This is a genomic window from Williamsia sp. SKLECPSW1 (genome assembly GCF_054332755.1).
Window position 1 is genome coordinate 285540 of sequence record NZ_JBTGLI010000002.1, and the last position, 21684, is coordinate 307223.

The window sequence follows — 21684 nt, forward strand, 5'->3', positions numbered from 1 at the left end:
GTGCCGCTCAGCCCCCGACAGCGAGTCGCAGCCCGCCTCGGACCCCGACGCGCGTCGCCACCACCTCGGCGACGTGCCGGGCGTCGGTGTCGATGCCCAGGAAGCGACCCGAGCCCCAGGTGTGCATCCACGGCAACCCGATGAAGCTCAGTCCCGGGACCTCGCTGATCCCGCGCGTCTGCATCGGGCGTCCCGCGCCGTCGAAGGCGCTGGCCTCGATCCACGACCAGTCGGGGCGGTACCCGATCGCCCACACGATCGCGGCGATCCCCGCCTCGGCGAGATCGACCTCGACGGGCTCGGATGCGGGACGCCACACCGGCTCGTAGCGTGCCGCCGGTGGAGCGTCGAGCCCCTCGCGTTCGATGTACCGGTCGATGTCGGCGCAGATCGAGTTGTAGACCGCATCGGCGCCGTCGAGCGCCGCGCCGAGGGTGGGCGCGAACCGCAGTGTCGCACCGTCGCAGTCGACGAGGTGACCGTGCAGTGCCATGCCGTCGAGGGCGAAGGCCCGCAGGTCGATGTCGCGCCCGCCGTCTCGCCCGGTCACGTAGTGGTTGGTCTTCTCCCGGGCCGGGGCCCCGCCGGGGTACTCGGCGACCGGGGTGTCGTAGAGGCCCATCTCGGCCAGCCACGTCATGACGTCGCGGCCGCGGTAGCTGCGCGCCACCCGCGGTGCGCCGCCGACCGCGAGGTGCACGGTGCGGCCGGCGAGGTGCAGGTCCTCGGCGATCTGCGCGCCGGACTGACCCGTCCCGACCACGAGCACCGCGCCCTCGGGCAGCTGCTCGGGGTTGCGGTACTGCTCCGCGTGCAGTTGCTCGATGTCCGACGGGACCCGCGCCGCGTACGGAGGGATGATCGGCAGTTGGTAGCCGCCGGTGGCGACCACCACCTCGTCGCAGGTGAGCGGATGCGCGTCGCCGTCGTCGGAGGCCACGGTCAGTTCCCATCCGCCGTCGGGTGCGTGGCGCAACCGGTCGACGCGGGTGTGGGTGCGCAGCGGCGGATGGAAGTCCTCCAGCCACCGGTCGAGCCAGCCGACCACCTCGTCCCGGGTCATGAACCCGTCGGGATCGTCGCCGTCGTAGGGGTGCCCGGGCAGACGGCAGTGCCAGTTCGGCGTCACCAGGGTGAAGGCGTCCCAGCGCGTGTCGGCCCAGTGGTGCATGGGGGTGTGCGACTCGAGGACGACGTGGTCCACGCCGGCCTCGGTGAGGTACCAGCTCACCGACAGCCCCGCCTGTCCGCCGCCCACGATCGCGACGGTGACGTGGTCGCGGCTCATCGCGCGCTCCCGGCGACGTCGGCGGGCAACTGCGGCTCCATCGCGACCACGGTCACGAGACCGTCGGGCGCGAACGTGCCCGCGCGGCCACGGATGTGCTCGGCGGTGGCCATCGCCGACGTGCAGGCGAAGCCGTAGCGCGCCCGAACCCGTTCCGCGGCCTCGTCCAGGGCGGTCGTGGCGCGGTCGGTGAACTCGGCCACGGTGTACTCGGTGCCCGTCCGCAGGTGGTCGTGCATCACCAGACTCGGCGAGTAGCAGTCGTCGCGGCTGCCGTCGGGCCACCGCACGGTGACGGTCATCTCAGGCATGGGCCAGGTCCCCTCGGGTGAGGGCCTCGTAGACGTCGGGGCGGCGGTCGCGGAGGTGGAACATCCCCCCGCGCATCGCTGCGAAGGTGCCCTCGATGTCGATGTCGGCGACAGCGAGTCCCGAGTCGAGAAGTGTTGTCGCGAGCACATTTCCGCCCGGGTCGACGACTTTCGCGTTCCCCACGTAGCGCAGTGACCCGAAGGTCCCCGACTGGTTCGACGCGATCCAGAAGACCTGGTTGTCCAGGGCACGGGCGGAGTCGAACAGGTTGAACCGGTAGGTCCAGCGGTCCTGCTGGAGGTCCTCGGCGGTGGCCGTGCGCGCCGCGGGCCACGCCGACAGGCTCGCGATGATCTGGGCGCCGTCGAGGGCCATCACACGCGCAGCCTCCGGGAAGGCCTTGTCGTAACAGATCTGCAGACCGACGCGACCGACCGGTGTGTCGAACACCCCGTAGTCGTCGCCGGACGCGTAGGACATGTTCTCGCCCAGCGGTTGGTGCACCTTGCGGTAGCTGCCGTACACGCCGCTGCCGTCGAGCACCGCGGCGGCGTTGTAGCGCATCGGCGCGCCGTCGGCGTCCTCGGCGCGTTCGCAGAACCCGATGGCGACGACCATGTCGCCGGCGATCGCTCCGACGCGGGCCAACTCGGGTCCGTCGAGGTCGATCGCGGGGGGCAGCGACACCGCGGAGTCGCGGCGGGTGTCCCCGTGGTTGCCCAGCGAGGACAGGTAGCCGCCGATGGCGGCCTCCGGGAAGACGAGGAACTCGACGCCGCGGGCACGGGCGCGGGCGACGAGATCGGTGATGAGGGTGAAGTTCTGGTCGAGGTCGCGGGTGAAATTCGCGGACACGGCGGCGATGGTCGTCATCGCACTCTCCTGCTCCGGGGGTGGGGGAACGCACACCGGTGTGTGCTGTATCCAGTAAGCGGTTCCCGCGTTGCGTAGTGGTTACGGAGAGAACAAACCGCCGCTGCCGTCTCCTCACAGCCGTCACAGGGCGGACACACACCCCAGGTGTGCGTCAGCGCGCGTCGAACGCCGCGACGATCTCCTGTGCGCCGAGAGCCGGTGTGAGGTCCCCCGCGCGGACGGCCTCCTCGGCGCGACGCCGGGCCTCCCGCACACCGGGATCGGTCTCGAGCCGGTCGGTGAGGATGTCGGTGACCATCGTCCACATCCACCGCACCTGTTGGCGGCGTCGGCGTTCGCCGAACTCCCCCGCGTCGGCGAGGACCTGCTTGTGCCGCATCACGGTGTCCCAGAACTCGGTCACACCGGAGTTCTCCAGGGCGCTCATCGTCAGCACCGGCGGATGCCACAGCGCGTCGTGGGGATAGAGAAGGTGCAGCGCGCCCCGCAGTTCCCGTGCGGCAGAGCGCGCGTCGCGCTCGTGCTTGCCGTCGGCCTTGTTCACGACGACGACGTCGGCGAGTTCGAGGACACCCTTCTTGATGCCCTGCAGCGAGTCACCGGTCCGGGCGAGGGTCAGGAAGCAGAAGCTGTCGACCATGTTGGCCACGGTCACCTCGGACTGGCCGACCCCGACGGTCTCGACGATCACGACGTCGTAACCGGCGGCTTCGAGGACCACCATCGTCTCCCGCGTCGCCTTCGCGACCCCGCCGAGCGTCCCGGACGTCGGTGACGGCCGGATGTAGGCGTCGGGATGTACCGAGAGACGTCCCATGCGGGTCTTGTCGCCGAGGATCGACCCGCCGGTCTTCGTCGACGACGGGTCGACGGCGAGTACGGCCACACGATGCCCCTGCTCGAGCAGATGCAGACCCAGCGCCTCGATCGTCGTGGACTTGCCCACCCCGGGTACACCCGTGATGCCGACGCGGTAGGAGTCACCCGAGTACGGCGTCAACTCCAACAGCATCTGCTGGGCCGCTGCCCGGTGGTCGGGGCGCGTCGACTCCACCAGGGTGATCGCCCGCGCGAGACGGGCGCGATCACCCGCGCGCACGGCAGCGGCGAGCTCACCGGGGTCGATCGACGGTGCGGGCATGGGTGGGCCGTCTACCGCCCGGGGTCGCCGGCCGGGGCGAGGGCCGAGGAGAGGTCGTGACCGAGGGACTCGCCGAGCTTGGTCACCAACTCCACCGCACTGTCGGCGATGACCGTCCCCGGCGGGAAGATCGCCGTCGCGCCTGCGGCGTGGAGCGCGTCGAAGTCACCGGGCGGGATCACCCCACCGACGACGATCATGATGTCGTCACGGCCGACGGCGGCGAGAGCGTCACGCAGCGCGGGCACCAGCGTGAGGTGTCCGGCGGCGAGCGAGCTGACGCCGACCACGTGGACGTCGTTGTCGGCGGCCTGGCGGGCGACCTCGTCGGGTGTCTGGAACAGCGGGCCCACGTCGACGTCGAAACCGAGGTCCGCGAACGCCGTCGCGATCACCTTCTGGCCGCGGTCGTGGCCGTCCTGACCCATCTTCGCGATGAGGACGCGGGGACGGCGACCCTCCGCCTCGGCGAAGGCGCGCACGACGGCGGTGGCCGCGTCGATATTGCCCACCTGGCCCGCCTCCTGCCGATACACCCCGCTGATCGTGCGGATCTCCGCCTGGTGACGACCGTAGACCTTCTCCAGCGCCTCCGAGATCTCCCCGACCGTCGCCTGGTGGCGGGCCGCCTCGATGGCCAGCGCCATCAGGTTGTCGTCGAGCGACCCTCCCCGCTCGGTCTGCGCGGCGGCCCGCGACAGGTCGGCCAATGCCCGTTCGACGGCGCCCGAGTCGCGCTCGGCGCGGAGCCGGGCGAGTTTCTCCAGCTGTTCGGCGGCGACCTTGCTGTTCTCGACCTTGAGGACCTCGATCTGCTGATCGGATTCCACCTGGTATTTGTTGACGCCGATCACCGGCTGGCGCCCGGAGTCGATGCGGGCCTGCGTCCTGGCGGCGGCCTCCTCGATGCGCAGCTTGGGGATGCCCTCGTTGATCGCCTTGGCCATGCCGCCGGCCTCGGCGACCTCCGCGATGTGGGCGCGGGCGCGCGTCGCGAGCTGGTGGGTGAGCCACTCGACGTAGTAGGACCCGCCCCACGGGTCGATCGGACGTGTCGTGCCGGACTCCTGCTGCAGCAGCAGCTGGGTGTTGCGCGCGATGCGGGCGGAGAAGTCGGTCGGCAGCGCGAGCGCCTCGTCGAGGGCGTTGGTGTGCAGCGACTGGGTGTGCCCCTGGGTGGCCGCCATCGCCTCCACACAGGTCCGGGCCACGTTGTTGAAGGGGTCCTGGGCCGTCAGTGACCAGCCCGAGGTCTGCGAATGGGTGCGCAGACTCAGCGATTTCGGGTTCTTCGGAGAGAACTCCGCGACCAGCTCGCTCCAGATGAGCCGGGCCGCACGCAGTTTCGCGACCTCCATGAAGAAGTTCATCCCGATGCCCCAGAAGAACGACAGTCGCGGCGCGAAACTGTCGATGTCGAGACCCGCGTCGAGTCCGGCGCGGATGTACTCGACGCCGTCGGCGAGGGTGTAGGCCAGCTCGAGATCGGCTGTGGCCCCGGCCTCCTGGATGTGGTAGCCGGAGATCGAGATCGAGTTGAACCGCGGCATCCGCTGCGACGTGTAGGCGAAGATGTCGGAGATGATCCGCACCGAGGGCTCGGGTGGGTAGATGTAGGTGTTGCGGACCATGAACTCCTTGAGGATGTCGTTCTGGATGGTCCCGGCGAGCTTCTCCGGTGGCACGCCCTGCTCCTCGGCCGCCACCACGTACAGCGCGAGGATGGGCAGCACGGCGCCGTTCATCGTCATCGACACCGACACCGAGCCGAGGTCGATGCCGTCGAAGAGCTGCCGCATGTCGAGGATGGAGTCGATGGCGACCCCGGCCATGCCGACGTCGCCGGCGACGCGCGGGTGGTCGGAGTCGTAGCCACGGTGGGTGGCGAGGTCGAACGCGACCGACAGCCCCTTCTGGCCGGCGGCGAGGTTCCGGCGGTAGAAGGCGTTGGACTCGGCCGCGGTGGAGAAGCCCGCGTACTGCCGGATCGTCCACGGCTGGTTGACGTACATCGTCGGATACGGACCGCGCAGGAACGGTGCGGTGCCGGGGACGGTGTCGATCGGGTGCTCGTCCGCGGCGACCTCGTCGCGGTGGGTGCGGGCGAACACCGGGGGCACCTCGATGCCCTCCGGTGTCGACCACCGCACCTGCTCGGGCGTGTAGCCGTGTGCGCTCGCCGCCACCGCGGTCAGCGCGTCGACATCGTCGTGGCCGGGGGTGGCGGTGACGGGTGCGTCGTCGACGAGGGGGACGTCGGCGAAGCTGCCGATGCCGTGGTCGGTCGGTTGTGTGGTCATGCCCGGGCCCCCGCGATGTCGGCGTCCTGTGTCGTGAGCAGGTCGAGGATGTCGGTCAGTGCGGCGACGGCATCGATGCCGAGCGACAGGAAGCCGTCGGGTCTGCGGTCGCCGTGGAGGTCGGACACGACCTTCTCGGTCCCGGCCAGCAGCACCTTCTGCACACCGGCGGCACGGAGTCCGGCGACGGTGTCGCCTGCCTCGTCGGCGTAGCGCTTGTCCGTACCGCACACCACCGCGACCGACACCCCGGTCGTGCGGGCCACCTCGGCGAGGTCGGCGCCCGCGCCGGGATCGGCGGCGGCGATGCCGGCCGCGCCGAGGAGGTTGGTCGTGAACGTCGTACGCGGGGTGTACTCGGCGGCACTCCCGAGCGTCGCGAGCAGGACCGACGGCCGGGTGCCTGCCGCGGCGAGGTGCGCATCCGCCCTGTCGCGCAACGCCTCGAACGGCGCCGCGTAGCGCATCACCGGTCGTCGCGACGCGGATTCGTCGGCGGGCACGGGCTTCTCGGCGACGTCGGGGAACTCGCTGACACCGGTGATGGCGGCGCGTCGGTGCGCGACGTCCTCGGCGCGGCGGTCACGGACGCCGGCGATGTCTGCGGCCAGCGCGCCCGAGGCGAGCACCTCCCGGTACCCGCCCTGTGCCTCGATCGTCGTGAAGACCTTCCAGGCGGCCTGCGCGGTGGCGTCGGTGAGGGACTCGACGTACCAACTGCCCGCCGCGGGATCGAGCACACGGCCCAGGTGCGACTCCTCCAGCAGGAGCAGCTGAGTGTTGACCGCCATGCGATCGGCGAACGCGCGAGAGACACCGAGGGCACCCGCGGGAAGCGCGGAGTCGAAGGGCAGGACGGTGACCTCGTCGGCGCCGCCGACGCCCGCGCCGAACGCGGCGAGTGTCGTCCGCAGCATGTTCACCCAGGGGTCGCGCTGGGTCATCATCGCCGCCGAGGTGACCGCGTGCTGGGGTGCGTCGCCGTGGTCGGGCGCGCCGAGGACCTGCGCGACGCGCGCCCAGATGCGCCGGGCGGCGCGGAACTTCGCGATCGTCTCGAACTGCTGGTCGGTCGCGGCAAGGCGGAACGCGATGGTGTCCAGGACGTCGGCGACGGCCAGACCGGCTTCCTGCCCCGCTCGGACGTAGGCCAGACCGGCAGCGACCGCTGCACCGATCTCCTGCGCGTCGGAGCCGCCGGCGTCGTGGAAGACGGTCCCGTCGACGGTGAGCGCCCGAACGTCCTCGGGGCGGGCGACCGCCGCCCTGACCAGGTCGAGCGCCTCCTCGTGCCCGACGCTCTCGGTCCCCGCGAACTGCGCGGTGAGGGTGTCCACCCCGAGGACGATGCGGGTGGTGCTCGCATCCGGCGCGGGTGCGGTGCCCGAGGCGGGGGCGGCGGCGCGGTCGTCGAGGAGATCGAACAGTGCGTGTGCGGTCGCGGTGGCGCGGGTGCCCGCGTCGAGGGTGAGCGGTGCCAGGTCGAGCAGGACGCCGTCGAGGATCCGCGGCAGGTCGGCGGGGTCGGAGGTGGGGGTCAGCCACAGCGCGCTGGTGCCGGTGGTCAGTCTCTCCAGGATGGTGGCGTTGGTGTCGGCCGGATCGGCGTCGATCGCGCCGACGCGGGTGGTGACGTGCCACCCGCGCAGGACGTCACGGCCTGCCTCCCGTCCCCGAACGAACGGGAACTGTCCGGGCAGAGGCGCCTCGGGCAGCTCGTCGGCACGGGTGTACAGCGGGTCGATGGTGATGTCGTCGTAGGTCGTCGTCCGCAGGTGGGCCGACGCCGGCCGGGAGATGTCGGCGACATCCACGCGCCGGGACTTCGCCAGGACACCGGCGACGGCGTCGTCCCAGGCCTCGCGGGCGGCCTGCAGGTCCACCTCGACCGGCGCGGTCGGGATCGGGTCACCGGGTGGTCGGTTCACGGCGAACTCCCTCGGTCGGCGACGGTCGGCGACCGTCGGGCCCGGACGTCGGCGCTGTGCGCCGTGATGGGTCTCCGGGTGCTCTCCTGTGTCTTACCTCATCCGACGATGAGACGCCCATCACACCCGTGTGAACGCTCGGTCGGGAGGGCGGTCGAGGTCGGCGGGTACCCTCGCCCGCGTGGATCGGGTGGCTCGGCGGTGGTGGGGACCGATCGTCCTGGCCGTCGCGTTCGTGGCCGTCCTCGTGGTCGTCGTGGTGGTCGGACTTCCCGGCGTCGACCGGTTCCGGGCGTGGTCGGACTCCCTCGGGCCCTGGTTCGTCGTCGTGTTCTTCCTCGCCTACGCCCTCATCTGCGTGGCCCCGATCCCGCGCACGGTCTTCACGTTGTCCTCCGGCGTCCTGTTCGGGCCGGTGACGGGTCTGGCCGTCGCGCTGGGGGCGACGATGATCTCCGCCGTCCTCGCGTTCGTGCTGGTGCGCTCGGTGGGACGGGAGGCGGTCGCCCCGCGCCTCACCCATCCCGCGGTCCGTGCGGTCGACGCGCGACTGGCGCACCGGGGCTGGCTGGCCGTCGGATCGTTGCGCCTGATCGCGCCGGTGCCGTTCTCGGTCATCAACTACTGCGCGGCACTGTCGCGGGTACGGCTCCTCCCCTACACGATCGCCACCGCCGTCGGGGTGCTGCCGGGAACGGTGTCGGTGGTGGTGCTCGGCAGCGTGCTCTCCGGCACTGCGCATCCGGCGGGACTGGCCATCTCGGTGGCGGGTGTCGTGCTGGGGGTGATCGGCCTGGGGGTCGACTCGGTCACCCCTGTTCGCCGGCCTGACCATGACGACGATGCTGTCAAGCCCAATGACTTGAAGATTGAGAATCAAGCTTCTGGACTTGATAGTAATGCGATCGACGCGCGAGAAGTCGCCCCTTCAAGCCACGAGGCTTGATATCTGACAATAAACCCTTGTAACTTGACGGTATGTACGTCGTGACGGTCGACCAGCGCCGAAGCCGGCGCGAGCGCGACCGTGTCCCCGACCTCGTCGCCCGCTTCACCGACACACCTCTCGTCCGCCCGTTCGACCGCACCGCCGGCGACGAGGTCCAGGCGGTCAGCGACGACCCCGCGGTCGTCGTCGACGTCGTCGTCGACCTCGTCGCGATGGGCGGCTGGAGTGTCGGCGTCGGTGTCGGGCCGGTCGAGCAGCCCCTGCCCAGGGTCACGCGCGCCGGCCGGGGTCCGGCGTTCGAGGCAGCCCGGGACGCGGTGACCCGCGCCAAGCGCGCACCGGGCAACGTCAGCGTCGCCGGTGGTGACCCGGTGCGTGCCGCCGACGCCGCCGCCGTACTCGCACTGTTGGCCATCGTGGTGGGACGTCGGTCGGAGGAGGGGCACCAGGCGGTGGCACGGATACGCGAGGGTGCGTCGCAGAGCGAGATCGCCGACGAACTCGGCATCAGCAAACAGGCGGTCTCCCAGCGACTGTCGGTGGCCGAGTGGCAGGCCGAACGTGACGGTCGTATCGCCGCGGTTCATCTCGTCGCCGCCTGCGACGCGTCGGAGGAGGATCCGCGATGACGGTCACGGTGATCGCCCTGGCCATGTGCGCCACCGTCTCCGTCGTGTCGAGCGCATCGCACGGACGTGTTCTGAAGACCGCTGCGGTCGCGGTGGCCACCGCGGCCCTCGCCGTGGCCGCGATCGCCTCGGCCGTCGCCTCACCCGCCGAGGGGTCCGTCCGCGGCATCGTCGTCACCCTCGTCGTGGTGGTCGCGGCGTTCGGTGGGGTCGCACTCGTACCGGTCGTGTTCGACCTCGTCGAGATCGACCACCGCGACACCGACGACCGCGACCAACTCCCGCGCGACGACGAGACGCCCCCGGAGGGGGACGACGAGACACGGCGTCGCGACGACGACACCGGCCGACGGCCCCTGCGAGGCGGTCGCGTGATCGGAGTCCTCGAACGGCTCGCCGTCGTCGGTGCCCTGGTCGCCGGCTGGCCGGAGGGCATCGCCGTCGTGCTCGCGGTCAAAGGTCTCGCCCGGTACCCGGAGATCCGCGACCAACACGCGGGCGAACAGTTCATCATCGGGACGTTCGCCTCGGTCCTGTGGGCGGTCGCCGCCGCGGGTGTCGCCCGACTCGCGCTGACCTGACGACCGAGGAGTCAGATCCCGGACGTCCCCGGATCTGCCCCGTCACCGGAGGAGGCACCCCGGCCGACCGCCGGCGAATCCGATGCACCCGCGACACCCGGCGTCGAGGACCGACCCTCCATCTCCGGCGCCACCGGCTTGCGAGCGACCGCCTCCGCCTCGGCGACAGCCTGCGCCACCTTCGGATCAGGCGCGAGATCGAACCAGTCGTCGACGTCGGAGTCGTCGCGCTGCGGCGACGAGGTGTCGTCCGACGGCTCGTAACGGAAGACGCCGTCGTCACCCTGGTTCGCGAACGACTTCGCGAAACCCTGGAGGGCAGAACCGAAGTCGGACGGGACCACCCACACCGAGTTGCCCTCACCGGCAGCCATCTCCGGTAGCTTCTGCAGGTACTGGTACGCCAGCAGCTCCGGGGTGGGCTTGCTCGACTTGATGGCCGCGAACACCTTCTCGATCGACTTCGCCTCGCCCTGCGCGTTCAGGTACTGGGCGGCGCGCTCACCCTGTGCCCGCAGGATCCGCGACTGGCGATCGGCCTCCGCGGCGAGGATGGCCGCCTGCTTGGCGCCCTCGGCCGAGAGGATCTGGCTCTGCTTGTTGCCCTCGGCGGTCTTGATCGACGACTCGCGCTGGCCCTCGGCGGTGAGGATCATCGCGCGCTTCTCGCGATCGGCCTTCATCTGCTTCTCCATCGATTCCTGGATCGACGGCGGCGGCATGATGCTCTTCAGCTCCACCCGCGCCACGCGCAGGCCCCACCGACCGGTCGCCTCGTCCAGAACCCCGCGCAGCTGGGCGTTGATCGAGTCGCGGGAGGTCAACGTCTCCTCCAGCGTCATGCCGCCGACCACGTTGCGCAGCGTGGTGGTCGCGAGCTGCTCGACACCGATGATGTAGTCGTTGATCTCGTACACGGCCGACTGCGGGACCGTCACCTGGAAGTAGACGACGGTGTCGATGGACAGCGTCAGGTTGTCCTCGGTGATCACCGGCTGGGGCGGGAAGGAGACCACCTGCTCACGCAGGTCCACCCGCGCCCGGATGCGGTCGACGAAAGGCACCAGCAGCGTCAACTGCCCCGACACCGTCTTGGTGTACCGACCGAGGCGCTCGACCACGGCGGCCTCGGCCTGCGGGATCAGCGCGACCGAGCGGAACAGGATCACGAAGGCCAGCAGCACCAGCACCCCGACGACAACGATCACTCCGACTTCCATGGCACGCTCCCTTTCTGCATCGGCCCCATTCTGTGTCGGCTGGGACCGGCCGAGATGTCAGGACTTCCAGACCACCGCGGTGGCACCGTCGATCTGCATGACCATCACGTCGTCGCCCTCGGCGTAGACCTCACCGGGATGCAACGGGCGGGCCGACCAGACCGAACCCTCGAGCCGTACCTGCCCGCCATGCGCGTCGACGGTGGTGGTCACCACCGCCGTCTTCCCCTCCAACGCCTCGGCGTTGGTGGCGAGCATCGGCCGGCGCAACAGATGACGACGCGCCACCGGACGAACCGTCGCCAACAACAGGACGCTGGCGGCGGCGAACACGATCCCGTCGACCACCACCGGCGCATCGACGAACGCGGCGGTACCCGAGGCGGCGATCGCCCCGCCCGCCAACATCAGCAGGACCAGTTCCCCGCTGAGCGCTTCGGCACCGACCAGGACCAACGCCGCGACCAACCAGATGATCGCAGCCATGGCTCCCATGGTGCCAGAAATCGGACGTGCGTCTGAGAAACCGCACGCGTTGCGCATCTGTAGGGTCCCGCCATCGACCCTCGCGACCGATCAGTCGTCGCCGCTCGCGGCGGTTCAGTCGTCGCCGCTCGCGGCGGTTCAGTCGTCGCCGCTCGCGGCGGTTCAGTCGTCGCCGCTCGCGGCGGTCACGAAGTCGATGAGCTCCTCCACACTCCGCATCAACTCCACCCGCACGTCGCGGTAGTCGCCGACCGCTCGGTTCACCCGTCGCCAACCGTCCGTCGGTGTCCCCCAGCCCAATCGGCGACACACACCGGCCTTCCACTCCTCCGACCGTGGCACCCGCGGCCACTCGGGAATGCCGAGCACCTCGGGCTTCACCGCCTCCCAGATGTCGACGAACGGGTGGCCGCGGACCATGACATCGGGACCCACCGCACGCGTCAGGCGACTCTCCTTGCTGCCCGACACCAGGTGGTCTACCAGCACCCCGGCCCGTCGTGACGGGCCCGGTCCGAACTCGGCCAACACCTCGTCGAGGTTGTCCAGACCGTCGAGACCGACCACCACCACACCCTCCGCGCGCAGATCGGCACCCCAGATGCGTTCCACCAGGGCGGCATCGTGCACGCCCTCGACGAAGATCCGGCTCGCGCGGGCCACCCGGGCGCGTGTCACCGCCGGTGCCACGGAGCCCGACGCCGTCCGCGCCGGGGCCGACGTCGGCGCGGCCGGTCGACGCAACGTGACCGCAGCGCCGTCGATCAGGAACGCGGACGGGCGCATCGCGAAGAGGCGCGTCCGACCGCGGCGGTCCTCGAGTCGGACATGATCACCGTCGTAGCCCCGCTCGAAACCCACGACCGCGCCGCAGAATCCACTCGCCGCGTCCTCGACGACGAGGTCGCGGTCGGCATCGACCATGGGCACCGTGGGCAGGGACCGTCGTCGATGGGCCGCGGCGTCGAGGACGTCGAAGCCGTACCGGTTGTCGGAGTTCGCCACCCGACGACCGTAGGAGACCACCCGACGCGCCCGCGGACGCCACGCCGGTCGGCCGACTCCTCCCGCCCGAGCCGTCTGCGTCACATCGGCACCACGGCCGCACGCCGCTATCGTGGCCGGGGTGAGTGAGATGACCGAGCACGCGGCGACCGACGGACTGCCCGCCGTCGCCGCGTTGGCGACCTGGGGGGCGGTATGGCGTGCCGGCCGCTGCTCACCGGACGATGTCGTCGATGCCCTGGTCGACGTCGCGCCCGCACACCGTGTGGTCGCCGCCGACCCCGACGCCGCGGCGATCGTCGACCTGACAGCGGCCGAGGTCGGCAGCGGTGCCCTGTTGCGTGCCGTGCGTCAGGCCGCACGCTTGCGGGTGTTGCTGCCCGCGGCCGGCGACACGCTCGGTCTCACCGGGTCGACCCTCGGGTCGGCTCTCGACACCGGTTCCGTTCTCGTGCTGTGGCTCTCGGCCGCGTCCGACGACGCGATCGGCGTGGTCGCCCGGACCGTGGCGCCCGGGTCGATCACCTGGACGGTGCGCTCGGTGGGCGCCGTACCGCGTCTACCCGATCGGGACCTCGGTGAGGCGGAACTGATGATGCGCGAGGCGATCCGGGACGCGACGACGCTGCTGTCGCGGATCGGCGGTGTCGAGTCCACGGACGGCGCACCGACCGACCTCCGCGCGCGCCTCACCGCACGAACGCAGGCCGAGACCCTCGACGTACCACCGGAATCCGGCGACCGGGTGGCTCGTGTGATCGGTCAGACCGCACAGATCGCGGCGATCCTGCACCTCGCGGCGGCCTCCCGGCCGCGGACAGGACTCACCGCCACGGGGCAGGGTCGTGCAGAAGCCGCACTCGACGATCTGGAGCGGTCGGTACGTCTCGCCCGCATGACCGCGCTCAACGCCGTCGTCGCGGAATCGGACCGCAGCCCCCGGCACTGACCACCCGGGACCGTCAGGTCGGTCGCTTCGGGCGCACCAGCGGGCAGCACCCGGGCACGCACCGTTCCCCGTTGTCGGTGCACCCCATCCCGCTGCTCTGCGTCGTCGCACCGTGGAGTTGGTCCTCGACGAGGGCGACGATCATCTGCACGTACCGGGGATCGGTGCCGACGGTCGCGGCGCGCACCATCGGCATGGACAGTTCCTCGGCCTTGTCCGCGGCCTCGGTGTCCAGATCCCACACCACCTCGAGATGATCGGAGACGAACCCGATCGGCGACACCACGGCCGCGGCGGCGCCGTCTGCGCGGATCGCCTCGAGGTGGTCGACGATGTCGGGCTCGAGCCACGGAACCTGCGGCGGTCCCGACCGCGACTGCCACACCACGTCGTGGTCGGCGACACCGACGGCGGCGGCCACCGCGGCGGACGCGGCTGTCACCTGCCGGCTGTAGAGACGGCCGCCGTCCGACGGCGGGCCGGCGGTCTCGTCGGCCGCGGTCGGCACCGAGTGCGCGGTGAACACGATCCGGGCCCCGCCGCGCACGGCATCCGGGAGACGCTCGATCGCGGCGCGCACGGCGTCGGCGCCTGCGTCGACCATCTCCGGCCGGTCCCAGTAGTGCGGCAGCTTCCGCAGGGTCATGGGGTCGCGTGCCGCGTCGGGTCGGCGCTCGGCGAGCGCGGCCAGGGCGCGTGCGATGTCCTCGTGGTACTGCGCGCAGCCGGAGTAGCCACCCCACGCCGACGTCGGGAAGACCAGAACCCGTCGGTGCCCGGCGTCGAACATCTCGACGACCGTGTCCTCGACCATCGGGTGCCAGTTGCGGTTGCCGAAGAACACCGGCAGGTCGATCCCGTTCTCCTGCAACGCCGTCTGCAGCCGGGCGATGATGTCGAGGTTCAGCTGGTTGATCGGCGACACGCCCCCGAAATGCAGGTAGTGCTCGGCCACCGCGTCGAGCCGCTCGGGCGGGACGCCGCGCCCGCGGGTGACGTTCTCCAGGAACGGCCGGACGTCGTCAGGCCCGTCGGGCCCGCCGAACGACAACAGCAGGACAGCGTCGAACCCACGGGTGCGCGGGGCCGTCATGACCCGGTGAATCCCTCGGGGAACCAGGTGTTGTGGCTGGCCCCCCCGTCGACGTACACGATCGACCCGGTGGTGCCGGGCAGCCAATCGGAGAGAAGCGCGCAGATCGACTTCGCCACGACCGTCGGGTCGTCGACGTTCCAGCCGATCGGGGACGCCCCGTCCCAGTATTCGTTGAGCATGTTCAGCTGCTTGGCGTCGTCGGTCGCGGTGCCCGCGATGGCTTTCGCGGCCAGCGTCTTGATCGGGCCCGCGGCGACCAGGTTGGAGCGGATGCGCTTGGCCTGCCCCACTTCTCGCGCGACATAGCGGTTCACCGACTCGAGCGCGGCCTTCGCGACGCCCATCCAGTTGTAGTACGGCATCGCGGTACGCGGGTCGAAGTCCATGCCGACGATGGAGCCACCCTCGTTCATCACCGGCAGCACCGCACGGGCCAGCGACGCATAGCTCCAGGCGGAGATCTCGAACGACTTGGCGGCGTCGGGACCGGGCGCGTCGAGGAACGGCACCGCGTCGGGTCCCATGAGGTTCTTGGGGGCCATGGCGATGGAGTGCAGCACGCCGTCGACGCCCTCGGGTGCCAACTCCCGCACCTTGTCGGCGAGTTCGCCGAGGTTCTCCTCATCGGTGATGTCGAGCCCGATCGCGGGCGGCACCTCCTTCGGCAGCCGCTTGGCGATGCGGTCGATGAGGCGGAGCCGCTCGGGGATGCCCGTGATGATGACGGTGGCGTCCTGCTCCTGGGCCATCGCCGCGGCATGGAACGCGATCGAGGAATCGGTGATGATCCCGGTGATCAGTACGGTCTTGCCCGCGAGCAGTCCGCTCATGGAAGTCCCCTCGTGTCGTTGCTGGTGTGGTGGCAGATCGTGCGACGTGTGTCCGGTCAGTGGCCCATGCCGAGGCCGCCGTCGACCGGGATGACCGCACCCGAGACGTAGGCCGAGTCCTCGGAGGCGAGCCAGCTCACGACGGCGGCGACCTCCTCGGCGCTGCCGGTGCGCCCGGCCGGGATGATCTTGGTGACCTGCTCGCGGTACTCGTCGGGAAGTGCGGCGGTCATGTCGGTGTCGATGAAACCGGGCGCGACGACGTTGGCGGTGATGGACCGGGTGCCCAGCTCGCGGGTCAGCGAGCGCGCCATGCCGATCAGGCCGGCCTTCGACGAGGCGTAGTTGATCTGACCCGGCGTGCCCATCGTCGCGACCGCCGAGCCGAGGAAGATGAAACGACCGAAACGCTTGCGCAGCATCGACCGACAGGCCGCCTTCGCCACGCGGAACGACCCGGTCAGATTGGCGTCGACGACCTTCTCGAACTGCTCCTCGGTCATGCGCATCAGCAGCGTGTCGTCGGTGGTCCCGGCGTTGGCGACGAGCACCTCGACGGGCCCCTGGTGCTCCTCGATCTCGGCGAAGGCCCGCGTGACGGCCTCGGAGTCGGTGACGTCGCACTGCACACCGAACAGTCCTTCCGGGGCTCCCGAGGACCGGTGGGTGACGGCGACACGGTGGCCGTCCTCGGCGAGGCGGCGGGCGATCGCGAGGCCGATGCCCCGGTTGCCACCGGTCACCAGGACCGAGCGGGACGGGCCGCCGGAGCGGGTGGTGGCGGGGGGCTGCGACGCGGACTCTGCCATGCGGGTCAACCTATCGTCCGACACCCGTGCCGACGACACCGCGGTCCCCCGGCGGAGCGGTGTGCACTCACGGCAATCGGCGGTTCATCGCGATCGCGCCGATCGCCGCGATGAGCACGAGGATCGTCCCCGCGATCACCCACGGCCGGGAGTTGTCGCCGCGTTGCGTCTCGTAGCCGATCTGCTTCTGCAGTGTGTCGTAGACGCGGTTGAGCTCGTCGAGCGTCGAGGCGGTGAAGAACTCCCCGCCCGAGAGGTTCGCGATGCGGTTGAGCGACGCGTCGTCGACCGGGACCGGGATGCGGTCGCCCTCCAGATCGACGGTGCCGGTCAGGGTGCCGAAGGAGATCGTGTTGATCGGGATCTTCTCCTCCTTCGCCTTGCGGGCGGCGGTGAAGGCGCCCCGCGGGTCGTTCGGGTCGTCGGGGACCGTCTCCTTGCCGTCGGACTCGAGCACGATCCGCGCCGGCGGCGCACCCTTGTCGCCACCGAGGACCGCGTTGAGTGTCTTGATCTGCTCGATCGCCGCGAAGATGCCCTCGCCGGTCGCCGTCTTGTCCGCGAGCTGCAGTTTGTCGACCGCGGCCTTGGTGGCGTCGTGATCGGGTGTCGGCGAGACGAGCGTCGCCGCGGTCCCCGCGAACGAGATCAACCCGAGGTTGATCCCGTCGGTGAGGTCGTCGGCGAACTTCTTCGCCGCCTGCTGCGCGGCACGGATGCGCGACGGTGCGACGTCGGTCGAGTTCATCGACCGTGACACGTCGATCACGAGGATCACGGTTGCCTTGTTGCGCGGCACCCGACGATCGGCCTGCGGACCGGCCAACGCGACGGTGAGCAGGATCAGCCCGACCAGCATCAGCGCGATCGGGGCATGCCTGAACCTGTTCCGCTGGGGCGGGACCACCGTGTCGAGCAGTTCCAGGTTGGCGAACGTGATCGCACGGGAGTGCCGACGCCGCTGCATGTAGACGTAGCCGACGCCGAGCGCGGCGACGACGACCAGCAGCAACAGCCACCACGGTGTGGCGAGCTGGCTCATCGGGCGGCTCCCGCGACCGCACCCGCATGCAACCCGCGTCGACGGCGCGCGACGAATCGCACGACGTCGGCGATCCAGTCCCGATCCGTGCGCAGGCTCATCGTCGGAGCACCGCACGTGCGCAGGACGCGGTGCACGTCGGCCTGATGCGCCGCAGCGGCGCGCGCGTAGTCGGAGCGGACCTTCTCGGTCACGGTCAGCTCGCGGGTCGCACCGCTCTCCGCGTCGCGCAGGATGATCTCCCCGACCGCGGGCAACTCGAGATCGCGGGGGTCGAGCACCTCGACGCCGAGGACCTCGTGGTGGCCGCCGACGGCACGCAGGGGGCGATCCCAGTCGATGGGTCCGAGGAAGTCGCTGACGATGACCGCGAGCCCACGTCGTCGCTGGGGGCGGCGCAGCGCGTCGACGGCGCCGGCGAGGTCGCCGCGTACACCCTCGGCGCTACGGCGGGTGGTGGCCACGGTCGACAGCAGCGACATCGCGTGCGCGCGACCCGATCGCGCCGGGACCCGGACGATGCGGTCGCCGGTGGCGACGATCGCGCCGATGCGGTTGCCGCCGCCGAGCGTCAGATGGGTGACGGCGGCGCAGGCCGCCACGGCCAGGTCCCGCTTGGTGCCGCCGGTCGTGCCGAAGTCGAGGCTCGCCGACATGTCGACGACGAGCCACGTCTCCAGTTCCCGGTCGGCCACCATCTGCCGTACATGCGGGTGCGTCGTGCGGGCGGTGACCGACCAGTCCATCCGGCGGACGTCGTCACCGGGCTGGTACAGACGCGCCTCACCGGGTTCGGATCCCGGGCCCGGGATGAGTCCCATGTGGTCGCCCTGCAACACCCCGTCGAGCTTGCGACGGACGGTGAGCTCGAGCGTCTTCAGCGCCGCGGTCAGGGTCGGGTCGTCGAGTGAACCCCCACCGAACGACGGCAGGCGGTCAGCCTCGGCCATCGGCGACCGGTGCGGGCGGCGGGTTCTGTGCACCGACCGGCGGCTGACCGTACTGCGGCGGCTGGCCACCCGGGCCGCGCGGCGGACCCTGCTGGGGTGCACCCTGCTGGGGCGGACCTTGAGGGGGCTGGCCGTTCGGGCCACCGGGGCCCGCGGGTGCGCCGACGGGCTGCGACGCCACCTGGGGCAGACCGACGGTCTGCAGGATGCGTGTGATGACCCGATCGGCGTCGACCTCGTCGGCGAGGGCGTCGTAGCTGAGCACGAGCCGATGGCGCAGCACGTCGGGGATGATCTCGACGACGTCGGAGGGGATGACGTAGTCGCGGCCGCGGACCAGTGCGAGCGCGCGGGCCGAGGCGACGATGCCGAGGGTGGCGCGCGGCGACGCACCGTATGCAAGCCAGCCGGCGACGTCGGTGAGGCCCACGGTCTCCGGTCGTCGTGTCGCGGTGATCACGCGGACGACGTAGTCGACGAGCGCGTGATGGACGAACACCGTCGACGCCAGTTGCTGCAGTCGCACGGTGGCCGCCGGGTCGAGGACCTGGTGGGCCGACGGCGGCCGGTTGCCCATCCGGTAGACGATCTCGCGTTCCTCCTCGACCGACGGGTAGTCGACGAGGACCTTGAACAGGAAGCGGTCGCGTTGTGCCTCGGGCAGCGGGTAGACGCCCTCGTTCTCGATGGGGTTCTGGGTCGCCATGACCAGGAACGGCTCGGGCATCGGGAACGTCTCGCCGCCGATCGACAGGTGTCGCTCGGCCATGACCTCCAGCAGTGCCGACTGGACCTTCGCCGGGGCGCGGTTGATCTCGTCGGCGAGCAGGAAGTTCGCGACCACCGGACCGAGCTCGGTGTCGAAGGTCTCGCGTCCCTGGCGGTAGATGCGTGTGCCGATGAGGTCGGTCGGGACGAGGTCCGGGGTGAACTGGACACGGGAGAACGACCCGCCGATGACACGGGCGAACGTCTCGACGGCCAGCGTCTTGGCGACGCCGGGCACGCCTTCGAGGAGGATGTGTCCTCGGGCGAGCAGCCCGACGAGGATGCGCTCGACCAGGGCGTCCTGCCCGACGATGACGCGCTTGACCTCGAACATGGTCCGCTCGAGGAGCTTCACGTCGGCGTCGGTCAGACCCACCTGCCCGTCCTGCTCGGTTCGGGTCCCGCCACCGTCGTGCGTCTGGGTCACGCGTCTTCCTCCACCGGTCGTCTCACCTGCTGGGGCCTGGTCCGTCCGGTGTGAGCCGGACGCATGTCGTCCCCGAGGGTAGCGGTCCGGATGGACTGCGCCCGGTCACCGCGTCGGAGGCGCGAGATGTCACCGCGTCGGAGGCGCGAGATGTCACCGCGTCGGAGGCGCGAGATGTCACCGCGTGGGGCCGCGGGCGGACTACCCGGTGAGACGGACGACGTACGGCATGGCGCCGCTGGTCCGCAGGGGCGAGATCTTCACGAACGACCCCGACTCCGGCGCCTCGACCATCTGGTTGTTGCCCAGGTAGAGCGCGACGTGCTGGCTGGCGTTGGGGCCGTAGAAGATCATGTCGCCTCGTTGCATCTGCGAGAGCGGCACGTGCGGACCGGACGTGTACTGGTAGCCGGTGTAGTGCGGCAGCGAGATCCCGATGCCCGCGAAGGCGTACATCATCAGTCCCGAGCAGTCGAAGCCGACCTTGTTGTAGTCGCCGTAGCTGTCGGCCACGCCGCCGTCGCGGATGCCCTTGGTGGGACCGCTGGCGTTGCCGCCGCCCCACGAGTACGGCACGCCGAGCTGTGACAGTGCCCGGTTGACGACGATCTCGACCGCGGCCGAACCGGTGACGCCCGGCGTCACCGAGGTGGCGCCGCCTCCACCGGAGTTGCCGCTGGACGTGCCCGATCCGCCGTCGGTCCCGTCGATGTCGGTGTGCGAACCGGTGATCGAGGCGATGACCTGCGCGACGACCTGCTGTGCGGTGTCGACGGCGAGCTTCGCCGCTGCCTGTGCGGCGATCTGGAAGGCGGACTGGGCCGCGGTTACGACCGCGTCGCGCAGCGGGTCGAGCGGTGACGCCGCGTTCACCCGGCCGGGGATGACCGCCGCGACGCCGCCGGGGCTCGGCGCGGGGGCCGCTGCCGGCGTGCTGCCGGGTGCGCCGCCGGCGTCGGCTCCCGCGGGCGCGGGGACCGGGGCCGCCGCGGGCACCCGCCCACGCAGGGCGTCGAGTTGCTGCTGGGCCGCGTCGCGCGCAGCGGACAACTTCGCCTTGGTGGCGTTCTCGGTCTTCGCGGCCGCCACGGTCTGGGCGATCGCGGCGACCGCGTCGTCCTTGCGCTGCGCGGCTTCCTGTGCGGCGCGTGCGGCCTGTTTGCGCGTCGCGTTCGCGGTGGCGACGCGGTTGGCCTTCTCGTTGCGGGAGACCTTCAGCTTCTGGATCGTCGCCTGCTGGTCGCGCGTGAGCTGCGCGATGACGCCGGCCCGGTCGAGGACCGCGGCCGGGTCACCGGAGGCGAGGACGCCCGCGAGGGAGGCCTGATTGCTGCCCTGGCGGTAGAGGTCCCGTACGAACGAGTCGAAGTTCTTCTGCGCGGCCGCGATCTGGTCGTCGGCGCGCTTGAGGGCGTCGGTGGATCCGTTCACGGCGAGCGTCGAGAGTCGCTCTTGGTCCCGGGAGGTCTGCAGGTCGACGAGCGCCCGGTTGGCCGCCTCGCGCTTGATCGCCAGGGACGCGTCGATGTCGGCCAGTCGCTGGTCGACGTCGGCGATCTGGTTGATCAGGCCCGCGATCCCCGACGGTCCGCGGGGCGCGGGTGCGGCGGGCTCGGCCGAGACCGTTCCCACGCCCACCCCGAGCAGCCCGACGGCCACGAGGAGTGTCACCGCCGCGGCGGTCATCACCCGCAGTCCGCGGGCCGGGAGGTCGGGACGGTCGTGCAGCCCGTCGCCGGGGTCCGTCGGACGGGTGGGGCCGTGGCTCACGGCGGGGTGGCGGCGCGGGTCGGCGGGATCGAACGACTCCCGACGACCGCATGCGGAACGTCGCCTCACAGATGACTCCCTCGCAGAACGGACATGCGATCGGCGGGTGGCGACACAGCGGCGTCTGCCGAACGTCGACCCACCCCCGAAGTGCGCCACGGGAGGTGTCAACTTCCCCATCAACACCACCAATGACATGTCGAACCGTACGCCACAATCGCCACCAGTGAAACATGAGTAACAAATTACAATGGCGTGATTACCTGCGGAAATGCCGCACCGGAGGCCGTTCCGGCGTCTGATCTGGAGAACTACACCGACGTCATTT

20 protein-coding genes are annotated in these 21684 nt (G+C 70.7%); 4 read left to right on the plus strand and 16 right to left on the minus strand.

Going from position 1 to position 21684, the window contains the following annotated elements:
• Positions 1-7 precede the first annotated feature (7 nt).
• From ACXVUM_RS17200 to ACXVUM_RS17225, 6 genes are all read right to left on the minus strand, one after another.
• Entirely contained in the window at positions 8-1288 is a 1281-nt protein-coding gene (locus tag ACXVUM_RS17200; protein WP_458523146.1) for an MSMEG_0569 family flavin-dependent oxidoreductase, read from the minus strand.
• Complete coding sequence (locus tag ACXVUM_RS17205; RefSeq protein ID WP_458523147.1) at positions 1285-1599, minus strand: MSMEG_0570 family nitrogen starvation response protein; 315 nt, start codon at positions 1597-1599, stop codon at positions 1285-1287. The genes ACXVUM_RS17200 and ACXVUM_RS17205 overlap by 4 nt, the downstream gene beginning before the upstream one ends.
• Positions 1592-2473: a carbon-nitrogen hydrolase family protein gene (locus ACXVUM_RS17210; RefSeq protein ID WP_458523148.1), complete on the minus strand. Its 882-nt coding sequence runs from the start codon at positions 2471-2473 to the stop codon at positions 1592-1594. The genes ACXVUM_RS17205 and ACXVUM_RS17210 overlap by 8 nt, the downstream gene beginning before the upstream one ends.
• Positions 2474-2627: 154 nt before the next feature.
• The gene (meaB, locus tag ACXVUM_RS17215; RefSeq protein ID WP_458523149.1) at positions 2628-3617 is read right to left on the minus strand and encodes a methylmalonyl Co-A mutase-associated GTPase MeaB; all 990 of its coding nucleotides are present in this window, start codon (positions 3615-3617) and stop codon (positions 2628-2630) included.
• Between the two features lie 11 nt (positions 3618-3628).
• Positions 3629-5917: a methylmalonyl-CoA mutase gene (gene scpA / locus ACXVUM_RS17220; protein WP_458523150.1), complete on the minus strand. Its 2289-nt coding sequence runs from the start codon at positions 5915-5917 to the stop codon at positions 3629-3631.
• Positions 5914-7845 (minus strand): methylmalonyl-CoA mutase family protein, encoded by a 1932-nt coding sequence (locus ACXVUM_RS17225; RefSeq protein ID WP_458523151.1) that lies wholly within the window; start codon positions 7843-7845, stop codon positions 5914-5916. The genes scpA and ACXVUM_RS17225 overlap by 4 nt, the downstream gene beginning before the upstream one ends.
• 181 nt (positions 7846-8026) lie before the next feature.
• On the opposite strand from ACXVUM_RS17225, the gene ACXVUM_RS17230 reads away from it, so the two are divergent.
• Genes ACXVUM_RS17230 through ACXVUM_RS17240 form a run of 3 tightly spaced genes read left to right on the plus strand, consistent with a single transcriptional unit; the run spans position 8027 to position 10004 of the window.
• Positions 8027-8791 (plus strand): TVP38/TMEM64 family protein, encoded by a 765-nt coding sequence (locus ACXVUM_RS17230; RefSeq protein ID WP_458523152.1) that lies wholly within the window; start codon positions 8027-8029, stop codon positions 8789-8791.
• 32 nt (positions 8792-8823) lie between these two features.
• Positions 8824-9423 (plus strand): hypothetical protein, encoded by a 600-nt coding sequence (locus ACXVUM_RS17235; RefSeq protein WP_458523153.1) that lies wholly within the window; start codon positions 8824-8826, stop codon positions 9421-9423.
• Positions 9420-10004 carry a hypothetical protein gene (locus tag ACXVUM_RS17240; RefSeq protein ID WP_458523154.1) on the plus strand — a complete coding sequence of 195 codons (585 nt, stop codon included), beginning with the start codon at positions 9420-9422 and terminating at the stop codon, positions 10002-10004. The genes ACXVUM_RS17235 and ACXVUM_RS17240 overlap by 4 nt, the downstream gene beginning before the upstream one ends.
• 11 nt (positions 10005-10015) lie before the next feature.
• Here the strand turns inward: ACXVUM_RS17240 and ACXVUM_RS17245 are convergent, their stop codons facing one another.
• The 3 genes from ACXVUM_RS17245 to ACXVUM_RS17255 form a co-directional block, all read right to left on the minus strand.
• The gene (locus tag ACXVUM_RS17245; protein WP_458523155.1) at positions 10016-11224 is read right to left on the minus strand and encodes an SPFH domain-containing protein; all 1209 of its coding nucleotides are present in this window, start codon (positions 11222-11224) and stop codon (positions 10016-10018) included.
• A 57-nt stretch (positions 11225-11281) separates the two neighbouring features.
• Positions 11282-11710 (minus strand): NfeD family protein, encoded by a 429-nt coding sequence (locus tag ACXVUM_RS17250; protein WP_458523156.1) that lies wholly within the window; start codon positions 11708-11710, stop codon positions 11282-11284.
• A gap of 162 nt (positions 11711-11872) precedes the next feature.
• On the minus strand, positions 11873-12715 hold the full coding sequence (locus tag ACXVUM_RS17255; RefSeq protein WP_458523157.1) for a DUF3097 family protein: 843 nt from the start codon (positions 12713-12715) through the stop codon (positions 11873-11875).
• A 121-nt stretch (positions 12716-12836) separates the two neighbouring features.
• Between ACXVUM_RS17255 and ACXVUM_RS17260 the strand changes: the two genes are divergently transcribed.
• Positions 12837-13664, plus strand: coding sequence for a hypothetical protein (locus ACXVUM_RS17260; RefSeq protein ID WP_458523158.1), 828 nt, complete (start codon positions 12837-12839; stop codon positions 13662-13664).
• A gap of 13 nt (positions 13665-13677) precedes the next feature.
• Here ACXVUM_RS17260 and ACXVUM_RS17265 read toward each other — a convergent pair whose 3' ends face one another.
• The 7 genes from ACXVUM_RS17265 to ACXVUM_RS17295 form a co-directional block, all read right to left on the minus strand.
• Positions 13678-14757 (minus strand): ferrochelatase, encoded by a 1080-nt coding sequence (locus tag ACXVUM_RS17265; RefSeq protein WP_458523159.1) that lies wholly within the window; start codon positions 14755-14757, stop codon positions 13678-13680.
• Positions 14754-15590 (minus strand): NADH-dependent enoyl-ACP reductase InhA, encoded by an 837-nt coding sequence (gene inhA, locus ACXVUM_RS17270; protein WP_458523160.1) that lies wholly within the window; start codon positions 15588-15590, stop codon positions 14754-14756. The genes ACXVUM_RS17265 and inhA overlap by 4 nt, the downstream gene beginning before the upstream one ends.
• 56 nt (positions 15591-15646) lie before the next feature.
• Positions 15647-16408 carry a 3-oxoacyl-ACP reductase FabG1 gene (fabG1, locus tag ACXVUM_RS17275; RefSeq protein WP_458523161.1) on the minus strand — a complete coding sequence of 254 codons (762 nt, stop codon included), beginning with the start codon at positions 16406-16408 and terminating at the stop codon, positions 15647-15649.
• Between the two features lie 58 nt (positions 16409-16466).
• A complete protein-coding gene (locus ACXVUM_RS17280) occupies positions 16467-17441 on the minus strand; it encodes a VWA domain-containing protein (RefSeq protein ID WP_458523162.1) in 975 nt (324 codons plus the stop codon).
• Complete coding sequence (locus ACXVUM_RS17285) at positions 17438-18391, minus strand: DUF58 domain-containing protein (protein ID WP_458523163.1); 954 nt, start codon at positions 18389-18391, stop codon at positions 17438-17440. The genes ACXVUM_RS17280 and ACXVUM_RS17285 overlap by 4 nt, the downstream gene beginning before the upstream one ends.
• Positions 18378-19586, minus strand: coding sequence for an AAA family ATPase (locus tag ACXVUM_RS17290; RefSeq protein WP_458523164.1), 1209 nt, complete (start codon positions 19584-19586; stop codon positions 18378-18380). Before ACXVUM_RS17290 ends, ACXVUM_RS17285 begins: the two co-directional genes overlap by 14 nt.
• A gap of 201 nt (positions 19587-19787) precedes the next feature.
• The gene (locus ACXVUM_RS17295) at positions 19788-21425 is read right to left on the minus strand and encodes an NlpC/P60 family protein (protein ID WP_458523165.1); all 1638 of its coding nucleotides are present in this window, start codon (positions 21423-21425) and stop codon (positions 19788-19790) included.
• Between the last annotated feature and the right edge of the window lie 259 nt (positions 21426-21684).

Excerpts from the sequence above, each read along its gene's own strand:
- ACXVUM_RS17200 (WP_458523146.1), bottom strand. The coding sequence starts at position 1,288 with ATGAGCCGCGACCACGTCACCGTCGCGATCGTGGGCGGCGGACAGGCG.
- ACXVUM_RS17205 (WP_458523147.1), bottom strand. The coding sequence starts at position 1,599 with ATGCCTGAGATGACCGTCACCGTGCGGTGGCCCGACGGCAGCCGCGAC.
- ACXVUM_RS17210 (WP_458523148.1), bottom strand. The coding sequence starts at position 2,473 with ATGACGACCATCGCCGCCGTGTCCGCGAATTTCACCCGCGACCTCGAC.
- meaB (WP_458523149.1), bottom strand. The coding sequence starts at position 3,617 with ATGCCCGCACCGTCGATCGACCCCGGTGAGCTCGCCGCTGCCGTGCGC.
- scpA (WP_458523150.1), bottom strand. The coding sequence starts at position 5,917 with ATGACCACACAACCGACCGACCACGGCATCGGCAGCTTCGCCGACGTC.
- ACXVUM_RS17235 (WP_458523153.1), top strand. The coding sequence starts at position 8,824 with ATGTACGTCGTGACGGTCGACCAGCGCCGAAGCCGGCGCGAGCGCGAC.
- ACXVUM_RS17240 (WP_458523154.1), top strand. The coding sequence starts at position 9,420 with ATGACGGTCACGGTGATCGCCCTGGCCATGTGCGCCACCGTCTCCGTC.
- ACXVUM_RS17245 (WP_458523155.1), bottom strand. The coding sequence starts at position 11,224 with ATGGAAGTCGGAGTGATCGTTGTCGTCGGGGTGCTGGTGCTGCTGGCC.
- ACXVUM_RS17250 (WP_458523156.1), bottom strand. The coding sequence starts at position 11,710 with ATGGCTGCGATCATCTGGTTGGTCGCGGCGTTGGTCCTGGTCGGTGCC.
- ACXVUM_RS17265 (WP_458523159.1), bottom strand. The coding sequence starts at position 14,757 with ATGACGGCCCCGCGCACCCGTGGGTTCGACGCTGTCCTGCTGTTGTCG.
- inhA (WP_458523160.1), bottom strand. The coding sequence starts at position 15,590 with ATGAGCGGACTGCTCGCGGGCAAGACCGTACTGATCACCGGGATCATC.
- ACXVUM_RS17280 (WP_458523162.1), bottom strand. The coding sequence starts at position 17,441 with ATGAGCCAGCTCGCCACACCGTGGTGGCTGTTGCTGCTGGTCGTCGTC.
- ACXVUM_RS17285 (WP_458523163.1), bottom strand. The coding sequence starts at position 18,391 with ATGGCCGAGGCTGACCGCCTGCCGTCGTTCGGTGGGGGTTCACTCGAC.